General features: G+C 63.5%; 14 protein-coding genes. 9 read left to right on the top strand and 5 right to left on the bottom strand.

What is annotated here, in order from left to right:
- Positions 1–41: 41 nt before the first annotated feature.
- The gene (locus tag KF708_05305) at positions 42–1286 is read right to left on the bottom strand and encodes an MFS transporter (protein ID MBX3412116.1); all 1245 of its coding nucleotides are present in this window, start codon (positions 1284–1286) and stop codon (positions 42–44) included.
- Between the two features lie 186 nt (positions 1287–1472).
- On the opposite strand from KF708_05305, the gene KF708_05300 reads away from it, so the two are divergent.
- Positions 1473–2024: a transposase gene (locus tag KF708_05300; protein ID MBX3412115.1), complete on the top strand. Its 552-nt coding sequence runs from the start codon at positions 1473–1475 to the stop codon at positions 2022–2024.
- 294 nt (positions 2025–2318) lie between these two features.
- On the opposite strand, the gene KF708_05295 is transcribed toward KF708_05300, so the two are convergent.
- On the bottom strand, positions 2319–3458 hold the full coding sequence (locus tag KF708_05295; GenBank protein ID MBX3412114.1) for a DUF1559 domain-containing protein: 1140 nt from the start codon (positions 3456–3458) through the stop codon (positions 2319–2321).
- Between the two features lie 512 nt (positions 3459–3970).
- On the opposite strand from KF708_05295, the gene KF708_05290 reads away from it, so the two are divergent.
- The 4 genes from KF708_05290 to KF708_05275 all read left to right on the top strand — a co-directional run bounded on the left by KF708_05290 (position 3971) and on the right by KF708_05275 (position 10767).
- The gene (locus KF708_05290) at positions 3971–5797 is read left to right on the top strand and encodes a redoxin family protein (protein ID MBX3412113.1); all 1827 of its coding nucleotides are present in this window, start codon (positions 3971–3973) and stop codon (positions 5795–5797) included.
- 95 nt (positions 5798–5892) lie between these two features.
- The gene (locus tag KF708_05285; GenBank protein ID MBX3412112.1) at positions 5893–8253 is read left to right on the top strand and encodes an MMPL family transporter; all 2361 of its coding nucleotides are present in this window, start codon (positions 5893–5895) and stop codon (positions 8251–8253) included.
- 76 nt (positions 8254–8329) lie between these two features.
- Positions 8330–9319, top strand: coding sequence for an aldo/keto reductase (locus KF708_05280; protein ID MBX3412111.1), 990 nt, complete (start codon positions 8330–8332; stop codon positions 9317–9319).
- Between the two features lie 155 nt (positions 9320–9474).
- A complete protein-coding gene (locus KF708_05275; protein MBX3412110.1) occupies positions 9475–10767 on the top strand; it encodes an MFS transporter in 1293 nt (430 codons plus the stop codon).
- Between the two features lie 23 nt (positions 10768–10790).
- On the opposite strand, the gene KF708_05270 is transcribed toward KF708_05275, so the two are convergent.
- A complete protein-coding gene (locus KF708_05270; GenBank protein MBX3412109.1) occupies positions 10791–12056 on the bottom strand; it encodes a DUF4339 domain-containing protein in 1266 nt (421 codons plus the stop codon).
- Positions 12057–12321: 265 nt separating this feature from the next.
- Here KF708_05270 and KF708_05265 point away from each other — a divergent pair, with 265 nt between their 5' ends.
- Positions 12322–13521 carry a DUF1080 domain-containing protein gene (locus KF708_05265; protein ID MBX3412108.1) on the top strand — a complete coding sequence of 400 codons (1200 nt, stop codon included), beginning with the start codon at positions 12322–12324 and terminating at the stop codon, positions 13519–13521.
- A gap of 21 nt (positions 13522–13542) precedes the next feature.
- Here KF708_05265 and KF708_05260 read toward each other — a convergent pair whose 3' ends face one another.
- Together KF708_05260 and flgM are read right to left on the bottom strand one after the other, a co-directional pair.
- Positions 13543–14040 carry a transcriptional repressor gene (locus KF708_05260; GenBank protein ID MBX3412107.1) on the bottom strand — a complete coding sequence of 166 codons (498 nt, stop codon included), beginning with the start codon at positions 14038–14040 and terminating at the stop codon, positions 13543–13545.
- A gap of 252 nt (positions 14041–14292) precedes the next feature.
- A complete protein-coding gene (gene flgM / locus KF708_05255; GenBank protein MBX3412106.1) occupies positions 14293–14571 on the bottom strand; it encodes a flagellar biosynthesis anti-sigma factor FlgM in 279 nt (92 codons plus the stop codon).
- Between the two features lie 1100 nt (positions 14572–15671).
- Here flgM and KF708_05250 point away from each other — a divergent pair.
- From KF708_05250 to KF708_05240, 3 genes are all read left to right on the top strand, one after another.
- Positions 15672–16136 (top strand): hypothetical protein, encoded by a 465-nt coding sequence (locus KF708_05250; GenBank protein MBX3412105.1) that lies wholly within the window; start codon positions 15672–15674, stop codon positions 16134–16136.
- Between the two features lie 160 nt (positions 16137–16296).
- Positions 16297–17232, top strand: a complete 936-nt coding sequence (locus KF708_05245) for a DUF692 domain-containing protein (protein ID MBX3412104.1) — start codon at positions 16297–16299, stop codon at positions 17230–17232.
- On the top strand, positions 17229–18161 hold the full coding sequence (locus KF708_05240) for a putative DNA-binding domain-containing protein (protein MBX3412103.1): 933 nt from the start codon (positions 17229–17231) through the stop codon (positions 18159–18161). Before KF708_05245 ends, KF708_05240 begins: the two co-directional genes overlap by 4 nt.
- Positions 18162–18166: the final 5 nt, after the last annotated feature.

Below are 18166 nucleotides of genomic sequence, written 5' to 3'. Positions count from 1 at the left end.
GAGAGACGAGCATCGTGGCGGTCGTGATTATTCGCTGCCGTCTACCGTCTGACCAGCGGAATGATGGCGGCGCCGGCGGCGCAGCAGCCGGCCACGATATAGAACATCACGCCGGTCTCTTGATAGGCGTCGATCGTCCGGCCGATGGCGACCTCGCCCAGGGCGGCAAAGCCGTAGGCAAAGGCGTCCATCACCCCCACGCCGGTCCCCGCCCGCGAGCGCCCCAGCAGATCGGGACACAAGGCCCAAAAGCACGCCTGCGGCCCGTAGACAAGAAATCCCGCCAGGAACAACAGCGCGAGCCCCAGCGTCGTCTGCTCGCGAGGCACTTGCGCCAGGGCCAGCACGACCACGGCGGCCAGGGCCAGCCAGATGGCAATCGGACGGGCACGATTACCGCCGAAGAGGCGATCCGAGATCTGCCCGCTCGTCACGGCCTCCAGGGCCATGCCGATGGGCAGCGCCAGGGTGATCCACGCCGCGCCCGGCTCTTGTTTCCAATGCTCTCCCAGGTAGTGCGCCGGCACCCAGAAGAGCAAGCCATAGCGTGCGACGCTTTCCAACCCCAGCGCGGCGCACGCGACAAGGAAACGCCCGTTCGTCAGCACGGCGACGTAGCGCTCGGCAAAGCTCTCTTGCGGCGCATGCGAGACAACTGGGGAGACAAGCTCGTCCGCTTCCTCTTCCAAGGGGGGAAAGCCAAGATCCTGCGGCCGATCGCGCGCCACGCGATAGAACGCCAGCCCCGCCACCACGAGCAGCAGCACGGGCAGCCGCAACACCCAGCGCCAGTCGAGCACGTAGAGCACGCCCAGGCAAAGCGCGAAGGTCAGCACGCTCGAGAAGCCGGCCGCCAGCGTGTAGAAGCCGAAGGCGCGTCCTCGTTCGTCGCTGCGCCACCACTCGGCGATGAGCTTGCTGCCGGGCGCCCAGCCGAACGACTGCGCGTAGCCATTGGCGGTCCAGCAGAGGAGCAGCGAGGTGTAACCTCCGGCGAAGCTGGCGGCCCAATTCAGCGCGGCCGAGGCGAGCGCTCCCAGCGTCATCATGCGGCGCGTGCCGAAACGATCGGCCAGCCCGCCGTTGACCGCCTGCCCAAGCCCGTAGGCCAGCAACATGCCACCGCCAATCGTGCCGACGTCGGTCGCCGAGAGCCCGAGCTCCGATTGCAGCGCGCGATTGATGAAGCCGAAATTCTGCCGGCCGGTGTAATAGAAGAGATAACAGCCCATCACGGCCAGCAGCATCCGCCACTGCGCGCGCCGAAAACGATCCACCTCGCTCATGCCGCCGTCCCAGAGTCCGTGTTGTAGGTGGGGTACGCGCGTACCTGACCAAGAATCGGCTTGCCACACCGATCGACTGTCGCACACGATTGTTCAGTTCGCTGCGTCTACCATTGTCAGGTACGGAGTACCTGACCTACAAGAATCTGTTGGCTTTCGCGCGAGTGTGGCGCTAATCTGTCGGGCATGTCGGATTACAAACGCTTCTTTGTGCCGGGTGGGACCTATTTCTTCACTTTGGTGACCGCCGCGCGCCGGCCTGTCTTTCAGAACGAGAAGGCGGTGCGGCTGCTGGGAAGTATCATGCGCGCGGTGCTCACGGCGCATCCCGCCGAGACGATCGCCATCGTCGTCCTGCCCGATCACCTGCACGCCATTTGGGCGTTGCCATCGGGCGATTGCGACTACTCGATGCGATGGCGAAACATCAAGCGAGACTTTACCATCGCCTGGCTGGCATCCGGCGGTCATGAACCTGATTCATCGTCGGAAAAGAAGAGAGAGTCTCGTCGCGGCGTCTGGCAACGCCGTTTCTGGGAACACACGATCCGCGACGAATATGACCTCGAGGCACATTTCGACTACGTGCATTACAACCCCGTGAAGCACGGGCTCGTCCCAGCCGCGCGAGACTGGCCCTGGTCGACGTTTCATCGCTACGTCGCCACGGGGCACTATCCACCGACCTGGGCCACCGCGCCAGACGAAACGCGTCTCAAGCATGGCACCGGCGAATAAGTAGGTCAGGTACGCGCGTACCTGACAATCGATCGAGTTGGCCACATCAACGAGTTTGCCCCATCCGCCACCCCTGACAATCGATCGGCATGGCAAATCAAGCAACCGTAGGTCAGGTACCCTGTACCTGACAAGAATCGGCTTGCCACTCAGGTCGACTATCGCACACGATTGTTCAGTTCGCTACGTCTACCATTGTCAGGTACGGAGTACCTGACCTACGAAAAAAGAGCCCGGGGCATCTTTCCCCGGGCTCTTTTTGGGAATCGAACTCAAACTTCTGACGATCGCGGCTTAGAAGGCACCATCGTCAAGCGGCAGCTTGAAAATGTTGTCTGCAGGCGCTCCCGTGTTGACAACGGTTGCTTGCGTGCCACGCGGGGTCATCAGCAAGCAGAAAACGCGATAGTCCATCGTGTCATTCAAAGTCTGCACGTGGGCATCGCAGAAAGCAGCCACCACCACGCCGGGATGATAGCTCGACGGACGAGCCATGTAATAGCGCTCATGGTAAGGATACGCATTTCCCGATGTAGCGGCGGGAGTCGTCTGCGTGCTCCAGCCAGGGTTTCCATTGATATGCACGCTGCCATCAATTCCACCGACCGTGCGAACGGCGGGTGCAATCACCCCATCCGCCAGGCCAGCCGAAGATGGTGTAGTCACATCCGGCCACCAGACCATACCGTTCTTCATCTCGGCGTTGGCACCAGCATCCGCCCAGTTGCCAGAATCCACATTCTCCGAGATCAAAAGCGTAGTACCAGCGCCATCGCCAGCCGTGATGATGCTGCTCGAAACGCGCTGTTGGCGGAAAGTGCGTGCCGTGCTGCTAGGCAATGCAAGTGCAAAGTTGTACTGGTCGTGAAACACCCCATTGAACGGGGTGTCTAAGACATCCTGATCGTCAGTATTGTCATCAAGGACGTCCGCCTGCCCGCAGTTGGCCACATAGCTCGAAATGTCGTTCTCCGGCTCGCTCGACTTCGCGAGGATGTCGCTCGGGCAAGTGTAGATCGGCATCGGAGAATTCGGGGCAACACCGTAGGTCTGCGATTTGAGTTGAGTATTCGGATCCGTTGCCGCGAGGTACAAGTCGTTTCTTTCAAGGTACGGCAGCAACACGAATTGCCAGCTAGCGGGCCTTGGCCCAGCAGTCACGGCTGCCCCTCCCGTCGCGTACCCGTCCGCATCAATCGCCGCAGTACCATCCTTCACCATGAGATTGCGGTAACCGGGCAACTGCCCCTTCGCTGCCTCATAGGCCTGCACCGCCAGTGCCACGTTCTTCTGATTATTGACGCAGGTAGTACGTCGCCCCGACTCGCGGGCACTCTGGACGGCTGGCAGTAGCAATGCTGCCAGCATGCCGATGATGCTGATCACGACCAGCAGCTCGACGAGTGTAAAACCTTGTCGCTTCTTGCCTCTCATCTGTCCGACTCCCATATGGTCGACTCCCCTGATGTCTGGAGCATCCCCCGACAAAACTGCTCTCTGGCCTGACAGCAATTGTCGCAAATCGCTGCGGCGAAATCCAGAGTTTCTTGCCAAAAATTGTGATCCAGCCCCAGGTTACGGCTCCCGTGCCCCCTGCTGCCCCGCACCCGTTACGGCTGGATTCTGACGCAGATTTCAACGCAGAGACGCAGAGACGCAAAGGATTAGAAGATCAAAAAAGCCGTGACAGAGGGGGAGATGGATCTGTAACGTGGGTTAGGCACCCCAGCCCTGACAGTCCGTCTTTCTTTGCGTCTCTGCGTCTCGGCGTTAAATCCTTCTGGGTTTCCAAGAGCATTGCCGTCCCGTAAGTGCTGGTGATATAACAGCCAAGGTCTTGCGAGGCCCGAAACTTTTCGCGGGCTTTCCAGGTATTTCCAGGTGCAAGAGATACAGAACGACGCGCGGATTTTACGCGAAATCATCCCCAAAAGAGGGAGACTCCCATGGGCGGACGGTACCTACTGGCGGCGATCGGCACGACACTGCTTCTCGCCGCGTCGGCCTCGGCCGTCGAGCGCAAGCCCGAGACGCCCAAGGTCTCGATAGGCGACAAGGTGGGGTCGTTCACCTTCAAGGACATCCGCTTCCTGCCGCGGACGCTCTCCGACCTGGGCGAGAAGAAGGCGTACGTGATCGTCTTCACGACGCTCGATTGCCCCCTCGTGCAGCGTTACCTTCCGCGAGTCAAGGAGCTCGAGGCCAAATACCGCGATCAGGACGTGCAGTTCGTCGCCCTCAACGTCGGCCCCAAAGACAAGTTGATCGAGGTGGCGCAGCAAGGGCTCGACTACGACCTCCCCTTCCACATCGGCAAGGATTTCGACGGCGAGGCGGTCCGCGCGCTGGGGGTCGAGCGAACGCCCGAGGTCGTGGTGCTCGATGGCGCAGGCGTCCTCAAGTATCGCGGCCGCATCGATAGCCAGTTCCGACTGGGGGGCGAGAACGCCAACGCCGGTCGCCAGGATCTCGAAGCCGCGCTCGAAGACGTGCTAGCCGGCCGCGACGTGAAAATCGCCGAAACGCCGGTCGACGGCTGCCGCATCACGCCGGGCAAGATCAAGACGCCCGTCGAGCAGGTCACCTACAGCGAGCACATCGCCCCGCTGATGCAACAGTATTGCCAGGAGTGCCATCGCCCCGGCACGACGGCCCCCTTCTCGCTGCTCGACTACGACGACGCGGACGGCAATGCGGAGATGATTGCCGAAGTCGTCCGCGAGCAGCGCATGCCACCACTGTATGCGAGCGAACAGCACGGGCATTTCTCGAACCGCGTGGAGATGAAGCCCGAGGAAATCGAGCTGATCTTGGCCTGGGCCAGCGGCAGCCGCGAAAAGGGGGACGCCGCGAAGCTGCCTCCGCCGCGCGAGTTCGCCCAGACCGAGTGGCAGATCGGCGAGCCCGACGTCGTTTATACGATTCCCAAGAAGGTGAAGGTCCCGGCCACAGGCATCGTAGCGTACAAGTACATCTTTCTGCCCCACGTCTTCGAGCACGACACCTGGGTGCAGGGCATCGAGATCCTGCCCGGCAATCCGCGGATCGTGCATCACGCCAACCTGGCGGCGGTGAACCTGCGGGCCAGCATGAACAAAGGCAAGGCGGGCGCGGGCGATACGGACAACGAGGCGGCCTTCATCACCGGCTACGTCCCCGGCGGCGTGCCGATGGTGCTCGACCCGGGCACCGCCTTCAAGATTCCCAAGGGCTCGGTCCTCGTGCTGCAGAGCCACTACGTGACGACGGGCAAGGAAGGCGAAGAGGACGAAACGCGCGTGGGGCTCGTCTACGCCAAGGGGACGATTCAGAAGGAAGTGAAGCACTTCCGCGTCACGACGGGCAACTTTGCCATTCCGCCGGGAGACGCACACCACCGCGTGGTGGCACAACGCACGCTCGACTGCGATGCCACCGGCCTGGGCATGTTCGTCCACATGCACGTCCGCGGCAAGGACATGACCTTCCTGGCCCATTACCCCGACGGACGGACCGAGAACATCCTCTCGGTGCCCAACTACAATTTCGACTGGCAGTTGGCCTACCGCTGGCCGACCGACTACGCCCGCTTCCCCAAGGGGACGAAGATCGAGTGCATCGCGCACTACGACAACTCGGCCTTCAATCCGTACAACCCCGATCCCGCGGCGACCGTCCGCGAAGGACAGCAGACGCACGAGGAGATGATGTACGGGTTCTTCTTCTACATGGACGACGCCGAGTATTTGAATCTCGAGGTCGATCCCAAGACGGGCGAGGCCCAGGGGAGATAGTGGTCAGGGGTCAGGGGCTAGTGGCTAGTGGTCAGTTCGGGGTAAAGGTATCGTAAGTGTCTGCCCACTGACCCCTGTCCACTGCCCCCCTGCTCATGTCGTTTTTCGTCGATTTCATCGTTTCGCATCGCAAGCTGACGATCGCGGTTTGGGTGGTTGCCACCCTCATCGCGGGCGTCTCGGCGCTGCGGTTGAGATTCGACTTCACGCCGCAGGCCATCTTCGCCAACGACGACGACGTGCTGGCCTATTCCGAGGAGTTCAAGCAGCGCTTCGGCTACGAAGATACCCTCCTGCTCGTGCTGCTCGAGGCCACCGATGGCGCCGACGTGCTCGACCGCCGGGCCCTCACCTGGCAGGCCGCCACGGTCAAGAAACTGCAACGCTTGCCCCACGTGACGGCGGTCGAATCGCTCGCCACGCTGCGCACGGCCAAGCGCTATCTCTGGAGCCGTCCGCGGATTCGCATCGAGCCCTTGGTGATCGAGCTGCCGGTCGATCAGCCGACCGAAACGCGCGTCCGCGAGGTGGTCGAGCGCAGTCCCCTGGTCGAAGGAGCCTTGGTCAGCCGCGACCGGCGACTGGCGGCGACGATCGTGGCCTTCGATCCCGCGGCGCGCGATCTTGACACGACGCGCGAGATTCTCGAAAGCGTCGAAGGGGTGTTCCGCGACACCCCCCCGCCCGACGGTTTTCAGTTGCGTTACTCCGGCTTGCCGGCCATCCGGGTCGGCATCGTCGACGATCTGAAGAACAACCAGTTTCTCTTCGTGTCGATCGCCGCGTGCGTCTTCTTCGTGGCGCTGTTCGCCATCTTCCGCTCGCTGGCCGGGACGTTCCTGCCCCTCATTGCCGTCGGCGTGGGCATGACCTGGACGGTGGGCATCCTGGCCGCCATCGGCGAGACGCTGAACATCATCAGCAACGTGCTGCCGGTGCTTTTGCTCATCATCGGCGTCTCGAACTGTGTTCACGTCGTGAGCCGCTTCGCGGAAGACGTCGTCTTGTGCGGCGGCGACCGAGAGAAAGCGATTCGCCGCACGCTGCCTCACATGGCGCACGCGTGCATGCTGACGATCATCACCAGCGCCATCGGCTTCGCCAGCCTGATGGGGGCCTCGGGGGAGATCCTGCAGGACTTCGGCTGGCAGGCGGCGCTCGGCGTGGGGCTGCTCTACTTCAGCACGATCGGCGTGTTGGGCAGCTTGATGCCGTTGTTTCCCGCGCCGGCCGACGCCAGCGCCGTGGGCTTTCGCTCTCCGCTGGCGCGGCTGACGGCCTACGGCGGCCGCGTCGTCGCCACGCACCCTTGGACGTCGATCGCCATCGGCATGACGATCGCCGCGGTGTGCCTGCTCGTCGGTCTGCAGGTCGAGGTGAACTCCTACACGATCGACACCTACGACGAGGATCATCCGACGATCGCCACGCAGCGGCTCGTCGAAGGGCACATGGCCGGGTTCATTCCGCTCGAGATCAGCCTCTCGGCCGATCGGCCGGGGCGTTTTCTCGAACCGGGGGTTTACCAGAATGTCGCGGCTGCCGAAAAGTTCGCCGCCGAGCAGCCCGGCGTGATCTTTGTTCGGTCGTACGTCGACCTGCATCAGGATGCCTATGCCGGCTTGCACGCGGGGCGCGACGAGGCGCGCCAGGCTCTGCCCGCCTCCGACGAGCAAGGTGAAAAGCGCATCCAATGGACCGAGCGCATGCTGGCCGAGAGTCCGCATGCCGCGGCCTACCTGGCCTTTCTCACCGAAGATGGTCGCCACGCGCGCATACTGGTGCGCGTGCAAGATGTCGGCACGCGCGACACGCTCAAGTTGACGCGGACGATCGAGCAAAAGCTCCAACAGTTGTTTCCGCCCGAGAGCGGTGTCACCTTTCGCATGACGGGAGACGCCTATGTCGCGGCCAGCTCGCTCGACGGCTTCGTGCGACAGTTGTTCTACTCGCTGTGGACCGCGTCGGTGGTGATCTTCGTCATCATCGGCGTGCTGCTGCGTTCGGTTCGCATGGGGCTGGTGGCCATCATTCCGAATGCCACACCCCTCTTGGTCACGCTCGGCTATATGGGCTGGATGGGCTACGATCTGAACGTCGCCAACATCATCGTCTTTTCGATCAGCTTGGGGGTCTCGGTCGACGACACGATTCACTTCCTGGCACGCTATATCGATGAATCGCGCGCCACGGACGACACGGTGCTGGCCATCGAGCGGACCTATCAAGGCACGGGCCGCGCCATCATCATCACGCGGCTGCTGATCATCGTGGGCCTGGCCGTGCTGCTCCTGTCCGATTTCGTGCCGACGCGTCGTTTCGCCGAGTTGACCGCCATCACGATGTTTGCCGCCATGCTGGGGGACCTGCTCTTCCTGCCCGCCTGCCTGGTGCTGTTCACGCCGAATCCCACCGCGATGTTCAAACAACCCGCGCCGGAATTGGCCGAAGTCTGAGCGCCATGGGGTCGCTGCCGGCCAACGGCGCGGGGTTGACGTTGTCGCGTGTCTGTCGTGCGTCTGGATTCTCGCCATGTTGCCCTTGCGTCCGTTGGGATCGACCGGCCTCGAGGTTTCGGCGATCGCCTTCGGCGCCGGCCCGGTGTCGGGCTTGATGACGGGAGACGATCGCGCGCGGCAACGCGCCGTGCTGCGGCGGGCACTCGACGCCGGCATCAACTGGATCGACACGGCGGCCACCTATGGCGACGGCGCATCGGAGACGAGCGTGGGGAGCGCACTCGGGGAGCTCGGCGCGCGCAACGCCGTCCACGTGGCCACCAAGGTGCGATTGGACATAACGCGGCTCGACGACCTCGCGCACCAGGTCACTGAATCGCTCGAGGGGAGCCTGCGACGGCTGCAACTGTCGCGCGTGACGCTGCTGCAACTGCACAATTCCATCACTCGGGCGCGCGGCGACGAGCCGACCTCCCTCTCGCCGCACGACGTGCTGCGTGCCGGGGGAGTAGCCGACGCATTCCAGCGACTGCAAACGCGGGGACTCGTCGACCATCTCGGCCTGACCGGCATCGGCCAGGGCGGGGCGCTGGCCGAGGTGATCGACTCGGGTCGCTTCGCCACGATCCAGACCCCCTACAACCTGCTGAACCCCAGTGCCGGGCAGCAGATGCCTGGTGATTTCGACGAGGCGAATTATGACGAATTGATGTCGGCTTGTGCGCGGCAGAGCATGGGAGTCTTTGCGATTCGCGTCTTTGCCGGCGGCGCGCTGGCCGGCAGCGAGCCGAGCGCGCACACGTACCAAACGAAGTTCTTCCCCTTGGATCTCTATCGCCGCGATCAAGCGCGCGCCGCCTGGATCGCCGAGCAGTTGCGTCCGCTCGGCATGGGGCCACCGGAGGCCGCCGTGCGGTTTTCGCTGTCGCATCCGCAGGTGAGTGCGGCGCTTATCGGCTTCGGCACGTCGGCCGAGCTCGATGAGGCAGTGGGGCATGCAAGCCGCGGTCCGCTCGGCGAAGAATTGCGCGCCAGGCTGGCATGGTGGGAGCGCGGCCGCTAGCCTGTGGGGTCTTGTAGCGTCAGAGTCGCGCTCGAGATCTTCCTCGCTGGTGCGATGGGCTACCCGCCATGCGCAACTTCAAAAAGCGTTAGCGAGGGAGCGATTTCGAGCCGGTGCAAGTGTGCCAGCAACGCACGAGGGGAAGGACATAAGCGATGAGCGAGGGCACTGCCGAGCCGGAGACGCTGACGCCGATCGGGCGGATCGTGATTCTGACTACCGCCTTCCTGGGCTGGCTCTTCGCCGGGCAGGTGATGGCGATCTTTCCCTTGGCGGGACGCGCCGCTGCCGTGTCGCTCGGGGCAGAGAACGAAGGGGCCGCCGGCGGCTGGATCGCCTACTACATCGCGGCGTTTCTTCTCGGAGCGGCGCTCGGGGGACTCGTCTTCGGGTGGCTCGGCGATCGCTTCGGCCGTGCCCGGGCAATGGGTCTGAGCATTCTCTGGTATACGCTCTGGACGGGCGGGACCTACTTCGTCACCAGCTCCGAGCAACTCGTCGTGATGCGTTTCATCGCCTGCCTGGGGACGGGGGGCATCTGGCCGAATGGCGTCGCGCTGGCTTCCGAGGCCTGGGCCAGCGTGTCGAAGCCACTCATGGCGGGGCTCATCGGCACGGCGGCGAACGTCGGCTTCATCGGGCTCAGCATGCTGGCCTCGCACTGGACGATCACGCCGGAGAATTGGCGCTGGGTGCTCATTGCCGGGGCGATTCCGGCGCCGCTCGGGTTGTTCGCGATGTTCTTCGTGCCCGAGTCTCCGGACTGGCTTGCAACGCGCAGAAACCCGCCCCCGGTGAAGCCCCGCTCGCCGATGAGCGAGTTGTTCCGGCCTCCCCTGCTCTCGCACACGTTGATCGGCATCTGCCTGGGGGCGATTCCCATCCTGGGCAATTGGGGTGGCGCCAATTGGCTCGTCCCCTGGGCAGGTAAAGTGGCCAGCGCCACGACCACGTCCGCCGTCGAAGGAGCGGTCGATCCCCGTGCCGTCGAAGGCTGGACCCAGGCCAGCAAGTCGGCCGGCGGCGCGCTGGGGAGTTTGCTGGGGGGCTGGATGGCGACGCTGTTCGGCCGCCGCACGAGTTACTTTCTGATCACGCTCGGCTCGCTCGCCACGAGCATGTACCTGTTTCGCTATCTCGACCCACTCGCGCCCCTGTTCCTGTGGTGGGTATTTGCGCTGGGATTTTTCGGCACCGTCTACTTCGGCTGGCTCCCTTTGTACCTGCCCGAGTTGTTTCCCACGCGGGTCCGCTCGACGGGTTCGGGGGTGACATTCAACTTCGGGCGGATCTTATCGGTAGGCGGGGTAATGGGAACCGGCGCCTTGTTGCGCGCGTTCGACGGCGACTACGCCCGAGTCGGCCAGATCACGTGCCTGGTTTACGTGCTGGGGCTCGTGCTGATCTGCTTCGCGCCCGATACCACGCGGCGAGCCTTCTCCGACTGAGGGGCGCTCAGCAGGAGCGCCGATCATTCGACGACGCGATTGATCGTGTCGGCGGGAATGGCAAAGCGATACGCGCCGTCTTCCCCCACCGCCGAGCCGGGCAGCTCGAGGCGATACATATCGCTTTCCTTGCCGCTGGACTTGAAGACGAGCACATCTTCGATCGACTCGCTCGGACTAATGCTCGCCGTGCTCACCTGCCCGGAGACATTCAACCCCAGACCAAAATCCTCGCGGTTGTACTTCTTTCCGTTGCGATCGGTGAGCTCGGCCAGCCCGGCGTCGGTGAGCGCACCAGAGCCGCTCCACCCGCGGTATTCCACGCGGCGGTCGCGGTCGGTGTTTCGCAGGCTGATTCTGACGATCACATACGCATCCTTCGAGTCCTGCTCGGTGCCCAGATCGCTCAACTTGACTCGATCGAACGTCGCGCCGACGACGCGCACTTCGACGTCTCCGATCAGCGAAGCGCGGTTGCTCCGCGTCCACTGCACGTCGTTGTCGAACTGCACCCAGTCCGATTCCGCTTCGCTGAGCGCCACCGCTTCGGTATTGCGGCGGGCAGTACTTTCGAGCTTCATGCCTCCGCTGAAGCGATCGCCAACGATGAACTGATAGGCGAAGACCGTGGCCAGTACGCCGAGACAGAGGACCATTCCCGTCACGGGCGTGCCCAATCCCGTGCGGCGCCGCGCCACCGCCCAGGCGATCGCCCCCAGCGAGATCACAACGCCCAGCATCGTCAAAGCCAGAACGGCCGTCGTCGACCAGGCCATCAACAGTGCCAGGCCACCACAGGCGACCGAGGTGAGCCCCAATCCCGTCAGCACGGGCGAAGGTTTGGGATCGGGGGGCAGCCCCGTCATCACCTCGACGGGGGTCGAGGTAGGGGCTGGCTCTGAAGCCGGCTCGACGCGGGGGGGCGCGGCAGGTCTTGCTGTTTTTGCCGCGAGTACTTCGCTGGGTTCGCGGCCAAGCCGTTTCGGTTTTTCCGCTGCCGCTTCGTGGGCCGCCGCGGGGGGCTTCTCGCCCAGGCGAGGACGTGCCGGGGAAGCCGGCGCCGAACCGAGCGGGGCCCGGGCCGGCGCCGCTTCTCGCACAGGAGTTGCCGCGGCCGTCTCGGGGAGTAGCCCGCGCACGCGTCCGGCAGGCACCCATTTACCGTCGGCGCCCAACCGGACGAGCGTCTCGGCAACGACGCGACCTTCTTGCACCAGATGGCGCATTTCCGGAGGCGACAGAGGCCCCAATTGCCCTCCATCGGCCTGCACAAACCATTCCGCCGCCATGAGTTCGGGCCTTGGGCAAACTTCGTTCGGGACCACCTGCGAGATACGCTGCTTCTATGATAATAGACCACCTAGGGGCCGCAAGTTTTGGCCCGCTCAGTACAATGCCACGATCTTGTCATCCATCGCCGGGGGCCAAACAGTGCCTGAACTATCGCGCGATCCAGCCGACGCAACGACGAACCATCGGAGCCGATGGCCGGTGGCCATCTTACGGAAACGAGAGACCAATATGCTTAGGCTGCGCAGCAGGGTGCGATGGACGATGATGCTCGCCGTTATGCTTCGCCTGGTCGCCGCGGCGAACGATCTCGCAGGGGCGGAACCAGCCGATGGGGAGACGGTCACCCTCGCCCACGAGGCACACAATTCGCTCACGAAGGAGGAGCTCGCCGAAGGCTGGATCCTGTTGTTCGATGGCGAGACCGACTACGGTTGGAAAGCCGGCAGCCAGGCAAACTGGCGTGTGCATGACGGCGTCATCTCGGTGAGCGAAGGAGAGCCCGGTCTGCTCACCACCGTCAGCCAATTTGGCGATTACGTCTTCAAATGCGACTTTCGCGCCGACGCGGGCACCAACAGCGGCATCTTTCTGCGCACGCCGCGCGTGCCGAAGGATCCCCAGAGCGACTGTTACGAATTGAACATCGCCGATCGGGCGGTGTCTCCGTTTCCGACGGGGAGCTTCGTCGGCCGACAGGCATCCAAGGAGGTCGCCGATAGCTCCAGGTGGCGCAACTTCGAAGTGACCGCCCTAGGGGGACATTTCATCGTCAAGCTCGATGGACGCGAGGTGCTCGACTACACCGATCCCCAGCCGCTGGGACGGGGCTATATCGGGCTCCAGCTCAACAAGGGGGCCGTGGAGTTTCGCAATATCAAGCTGAAGCCCCTCGGGCTCGAGCCGCTGTTCAACGGCCAGGATCTCACGGGCTGGAAGGAATTCCCCGGCAAGGCCAGCAAGTTCAGCGTCACCGACGCCGGAGAGCTCCACATCGAGAATGGCAACGGTCAGCTCGAAACCGAACGCTCGTTCGGCGACTTCGTCGCGCAGTGGCAGGTGCAGACCCAGGGCAGGCATTTGAACTCCGGCGTCTTCTTCCGCTCGATCCCCGGCGAATTCACGCAAGGCTACGAGTGCCAGATCCAGAACGCCTTCGAAGGGAACGACCGCTCGAAGCCGGTCGACTGCGGCACCGGCGGGTTCTATCGCCGGCAGAATGCACGGCGCGTGATGTCGAACGATTTCCAATGGACGCCGATGACGCTGATCGTCTCGGGCAATCACATGGCGGCCTGGGTCAACGGCATCCAGGTCAGCGACTGGACCGACTCGCGTCCTCCGGATGCGAATCCCCGCAAGGGAACGCGGCGAGAGACGGGCACGATCTCGCTGCAGGGGCATGACCCGACGACGAACATCCTGTTCCGCGACATCCAGGCGGGCGAAATGCCGAAGCGTTAAAATGCGAGGCCAACAGACCTGCTAGACCAGATCGAGCCGACGATGGCGGCGCGGCGGTCGGCTGCACTCGGCACAGACGCCGTGGATGATGAGCCGGTGACCGGCCGCGCGAAACTGGTGTTCGCGGGCCACCGCGTCGCGGATCTGCTTCACCTCGTCGCTGTGAAACTCGATCAGCTTGTCGCAGCGCTGGCAGTGCAGGTGATCGTGCTGCGGATAGCCGTAGTCGTGCTCGTAGACCGAACGGCCGCTGAGGTTCATCTTCCGCAGCAGTCCGGCATCGACGAGCTCGGACAGAGTCCGGTAGACGGTGGGGCGGCTCACCTTGTAGCGATTGCCCCCCTGCTGCAACTCGGCCAGCAGGGCCTCGGCGTCGAAATGCTCGTGATGGCTGAAGACGTGCTCGACAATGCTGCGGCGCTGCTGCGTGGCGCGCTTGCCCCGGCTTTGGAGGAACTCCTCGAACCGCTCGAGCGGCGAAAGAGAAACCTCGACTTCTTCCAGGGCGAAATTGGTCATATCCACACCGCGGCGCAATCTTGCGCCCGGGTCGGGCCCTGAGCGAGCCTCGACACCGCTAGCCAGCATCTTGGTAGAGAAAACCAGGCTCGCCGCGTCAAACCCCTTTTGAATTCGGAGCTTAGGCGCGGCGGCAACTGGACAATACCTAGATTTTAGACGCAGGCCCGGTGCTTGCAAGTATGTCGGGACGCAGGGGACGCGGGGAGATGCCCCTTTGCCCAGCCCGAAACCTGCTCGCCGGCCTCGATTTTACCCGATTTCGTCGAGCAGGTTTTCCAGCGCCGCGTCGAGCTTGTCGTCCGTCTCGTAGGCGCCGCCGGCAATCGCCGCACGGAGTTCGGCAACGCGATCCATCCGCATCTCGGGCAGGTCGCGGATCTGAGCCAGCAGTTGGCCGGCATCGGAAATGGCGACTTCGTCGCCGCCACGAACGCTCGACGTGGATTGTGTGGCTTCCGCAGCGCGGACGGAATGCGGGGCACTGACTTGTTGCGGGCCGTGGACGTGAGTGGGGCCGTAGATTTGCATGGCTTCTCTCCCTTACCGATCCGCAGGCTGCGGGGGCGGTCGAACGACCGCGGAACCTGGGAATCGTCGTTGTCGAATCGTGCCGGACTGGCCGGGTTTACTGGTTCTGTCCACTCAAGCCAAGGTCTCGCTGGCCAGATAGTTGCTCGCATCGCGTAGCGACACAATCAACAAGACTGGCAAAGTGACCGTGACTTGATCCGGTTGGTTCGGCGTTCCCACCGCGAGGCAGACTGGCTTGTCGTGACGGCCGGCTCGAATGAGCCCTGTCAGATTGGCGTTGGCCGTCGCAACCTCATGCAGTCGGCTTGTCGTTCGCGGGGGCGTCGCCGCCCATTCCTCGGACACACTTGACCGGCGCCGCATTCCGTGTCGATTCGACGTCGCGGGCGCTCGAGCGTTGACACCCATAACCATCGACCGTCGAGCGTCGCCGGCTGAACGATTCTTTCCTCGCGCTGTGGTGAACGTTACTCGTGTTGTGAGCCCAACGAGCCCACGTGTTTCCATGACCGATACACGGCCACCCGAGGCCCGCGCGCCATCGGCGCACGTGGCGCGATCGCGTGGATCTCGGAAGGTCGTTGCGGATTGTAGGCACGCCGCTGACCGTGCTCGGCACTTTCGCCACACACGGACGACTTGCCTCCGACCGGCAAGAACAGAAATGGCTTCCTTGCATGCGGTCGATTGCGGCGCGGGCTACCATGCCCCGCGCGATCACGCTCCTTCGTGCTGTTTGCGCTGGTGGCCATCCTCCTGCGGCCGCGCTCTTCTGAAGTGGTACGCGCCGAGTGTTGCTCGGCCGGCTGTCCTTTCGTACGCAGAGTTGCGCGAACCGGTTCGCTACGATCGGGCCCCGCCTGGATTCTACCGGTCGCGAGACGGCGGATTATAGGCCGCGACGCGAAAATCGGGCAATGTCGAATGCTAGCGGCGACCGCTGCGTGTCACCGCGACACGTGGACCGGGAAGGCTAGGTAATCTGTGCCTGGTCCGCTGGACTTGCCGCTGCCGCGCCGGTACCGTGACAGCGTTCGAGGCTGCCAGCCAGGCCGCCAGCAGATGACATGGAAATCCATTCCCTGGGGGAAAGCCAGATGACGAAAAAACCGGAACTCAATCGCCGCAACTTCAGCAAGCTCAGCATGGCTGCCTTCGGCGGCCTGATGGCGGGCACGATGGTCGGCTGCGGCGCGAAGACCGAGAAGGTCACGCCCGAAGCCGAATCGGATGCCACCCCCGTCGCCGATTCCGCTGGTGACACCGTGGCCGAGAAGCACGTGTGCCGCGGACTCAATAGCTGCCAGGGCAAGGGTGTCAGTGGCGACAATGCCTGCGCCGGTCAGGGCACCTGTGCCACGACCGCCTCCCATAGTTGCCACGCCGAGAACGAATGCAAGGGACTCGGCGGTTGCGGTGAATCGGTGGCCGCGAACGAGTGCAAGGGCAAGGGCGAGTGCGCCGTCCCGCTCGGCGATGCCGCCTGGGAAAAGGCGCGCGCCGCCTTCGAGAAGAAAATGGCCGATGTCGGTAAAACGGTGGGCGCCGCCCCGGCCAAGTAAAACGGTGTTGCCAGTCAAATCACGCGGAGCATTCATGTAGGTCAGGTACTCCGTACCTGACAACTTTCGATGTGACCAGCTCGATCGATTGTCAGGTACGGAGTACCTGACCTACATGGGGCTGCGTGACACTTTCTTGCCTTCCACGTCGCAAATCTCCATGCAAGCTCGCCTCGGCCATCCGAATCTGGGTCTCGGCGTCGGGCTGCGAACGGTCCATTTCTCGCACATCCTCGAACATCAGCCGCCGGTCGATTGGTTCGAGATCATCTCCGAGAACTTCATGGACTCGCGCGGCCGTCCGCGCTACGTGCTCGAGCAGATCGCCGAGCGTTATCCGGTGGTCATGCACGGCGTTTCGCTGTCGATCGGCAGCACCGATCCACTCGATTTCGACTATTTGAACCGCTTGAAGGGGCTCGCCGAGGCTTGCCGTGCGCGGTGGATTTCCGATCACCTCTGCTGGACCGGCGTGGCGGGGCTCAATGCGCACGATCTGCTGCCGATTCCACTCAACGAAGAGTCGTTGGCGCACGTCGTCGCGCGGATTCGCACGGTGCAGGAGGTGCTCGAACGGCCCTTGGTACTCGAGAACCCCAGTAGCTACGTGACGTTCAAGGATTCGACGATGCCGGAGTGGGAGTTCCTCGCACGCATGGCCGAGGAAACGAACTGCGGGCTGCTGCTCGACGTGAACAATGTCTACGTGTCGAGCGTCAACCACGACTTCGACGCGATCGAATATATTCGCTCCGTGCCGCACGAACGAGTGGTGCAGTTCCACCTGGCGGGGCACACAAACTGCGGCACGCACCTGATCGACACGCACGACGGCCCCGTCGTCGATCCGGTGTGGGAGCTGTATCGCCTGGCGCATCAGTTGACCGGCGGCGCCTCGACGCTGCTCGAATGGGATGCGCACATTCCCGAGTTTCCCCTGGTGCATGCCGAGGTGCTCAAGGCGCGCGAGCACATGACGGCGGCCCTGACTGAAACGTCAGCGCCACTCACGTCACAGGATCGACAACGCGCGGAGATCATCTCCACGTCCTCGGTTCCTCACCCTTTGAGCTACGTGCTCCCGGAAGTGGCATGAGCGCGGCAGCCGGTGATTCGCCGCCAAGAGATCTTGCCCGGCTCGAGCGGTGGGTGCAGGCAGTCATCATGCACCCGGGCGGAGTCGCACAGGGCGCCGCATCGGTCGAAGCACGCGCGGAATTGGGCGGCGCTACGGTCGGCGTGGATGATCTTGTCGAGCGCAGCCGCGCGCTTACAGCCACAGAACGGCTCTCCATCTACAACCGCGCGTACTTTGCGCGACTGGTGGAATGCCTGGCCGAGCAGTTTTCCGTGCTGCGTCAGACAATGGGAGACGAATTGTTCGGCGAGTTCGCGCTCGCCTATCTCGTGGCCTACCCTTCGCAGAGCTACACGCTGGGCCGACTGGGCGAGCGGTTCTCAAACTACCTGATCGAGACGCGCCCGCCTCGCCGCGACGATGAAGCCGCCGGCCCCGGTTGGCCTGAGTTTCTCGTCGATCTGGCGGAATTAGAATGGGCCATCGCCGAGGTGTTCGACGGGCCGGGCACGGAGAATGAACCGACGCTCGACACAGCACGTTTGCAGTCCATTTCGACCGCTGAGTGGCCTTCGGTGCGGTTCGTGATGGCGCCCTGCCTGCGGCTGCTCACGCAGCGCTTTCCCGTGAACGAGTTTTACGGCACGGTTCGCAAGGAAAATCGCGTACCCGAGTTCCCCGCGGCAACCGAGTCGTTCATGGCCCTTTCTCGGCGGCAGTACGTCGTACGGCGGTTTCCGCTCGTTCGCGCTCAATACGAGGTGCTCGCGGCCCTGGTCGCGGGCGAAACGGTCGGCTCGGCCATCGAACGTGCCGCGCAGGTGGGATTCGAGCACGATCCCAACAGTTTCGACTTCGACCAGTTGGCCGGCGACCTGCGGCAATGGTTTTCGCAGTGGTCGGCCGAGGAATTTTTCATGGGCACTTCCGTGCCGGTGCGGGAATAGCCCGC

This window comes from Pirellulales bacterium (genome assembly GCA_019636335.1).
Classification (GTDB): domain Bacteria; phylum Planctomycetota; class Planctomycetia; order Pirellulales; family JAEUIK01; genus JAHBXR01.
Note: the sequence above shows the minus strand (reverse complement) of the source record. Positions and strands in the feature narration are given on the sequence as shown.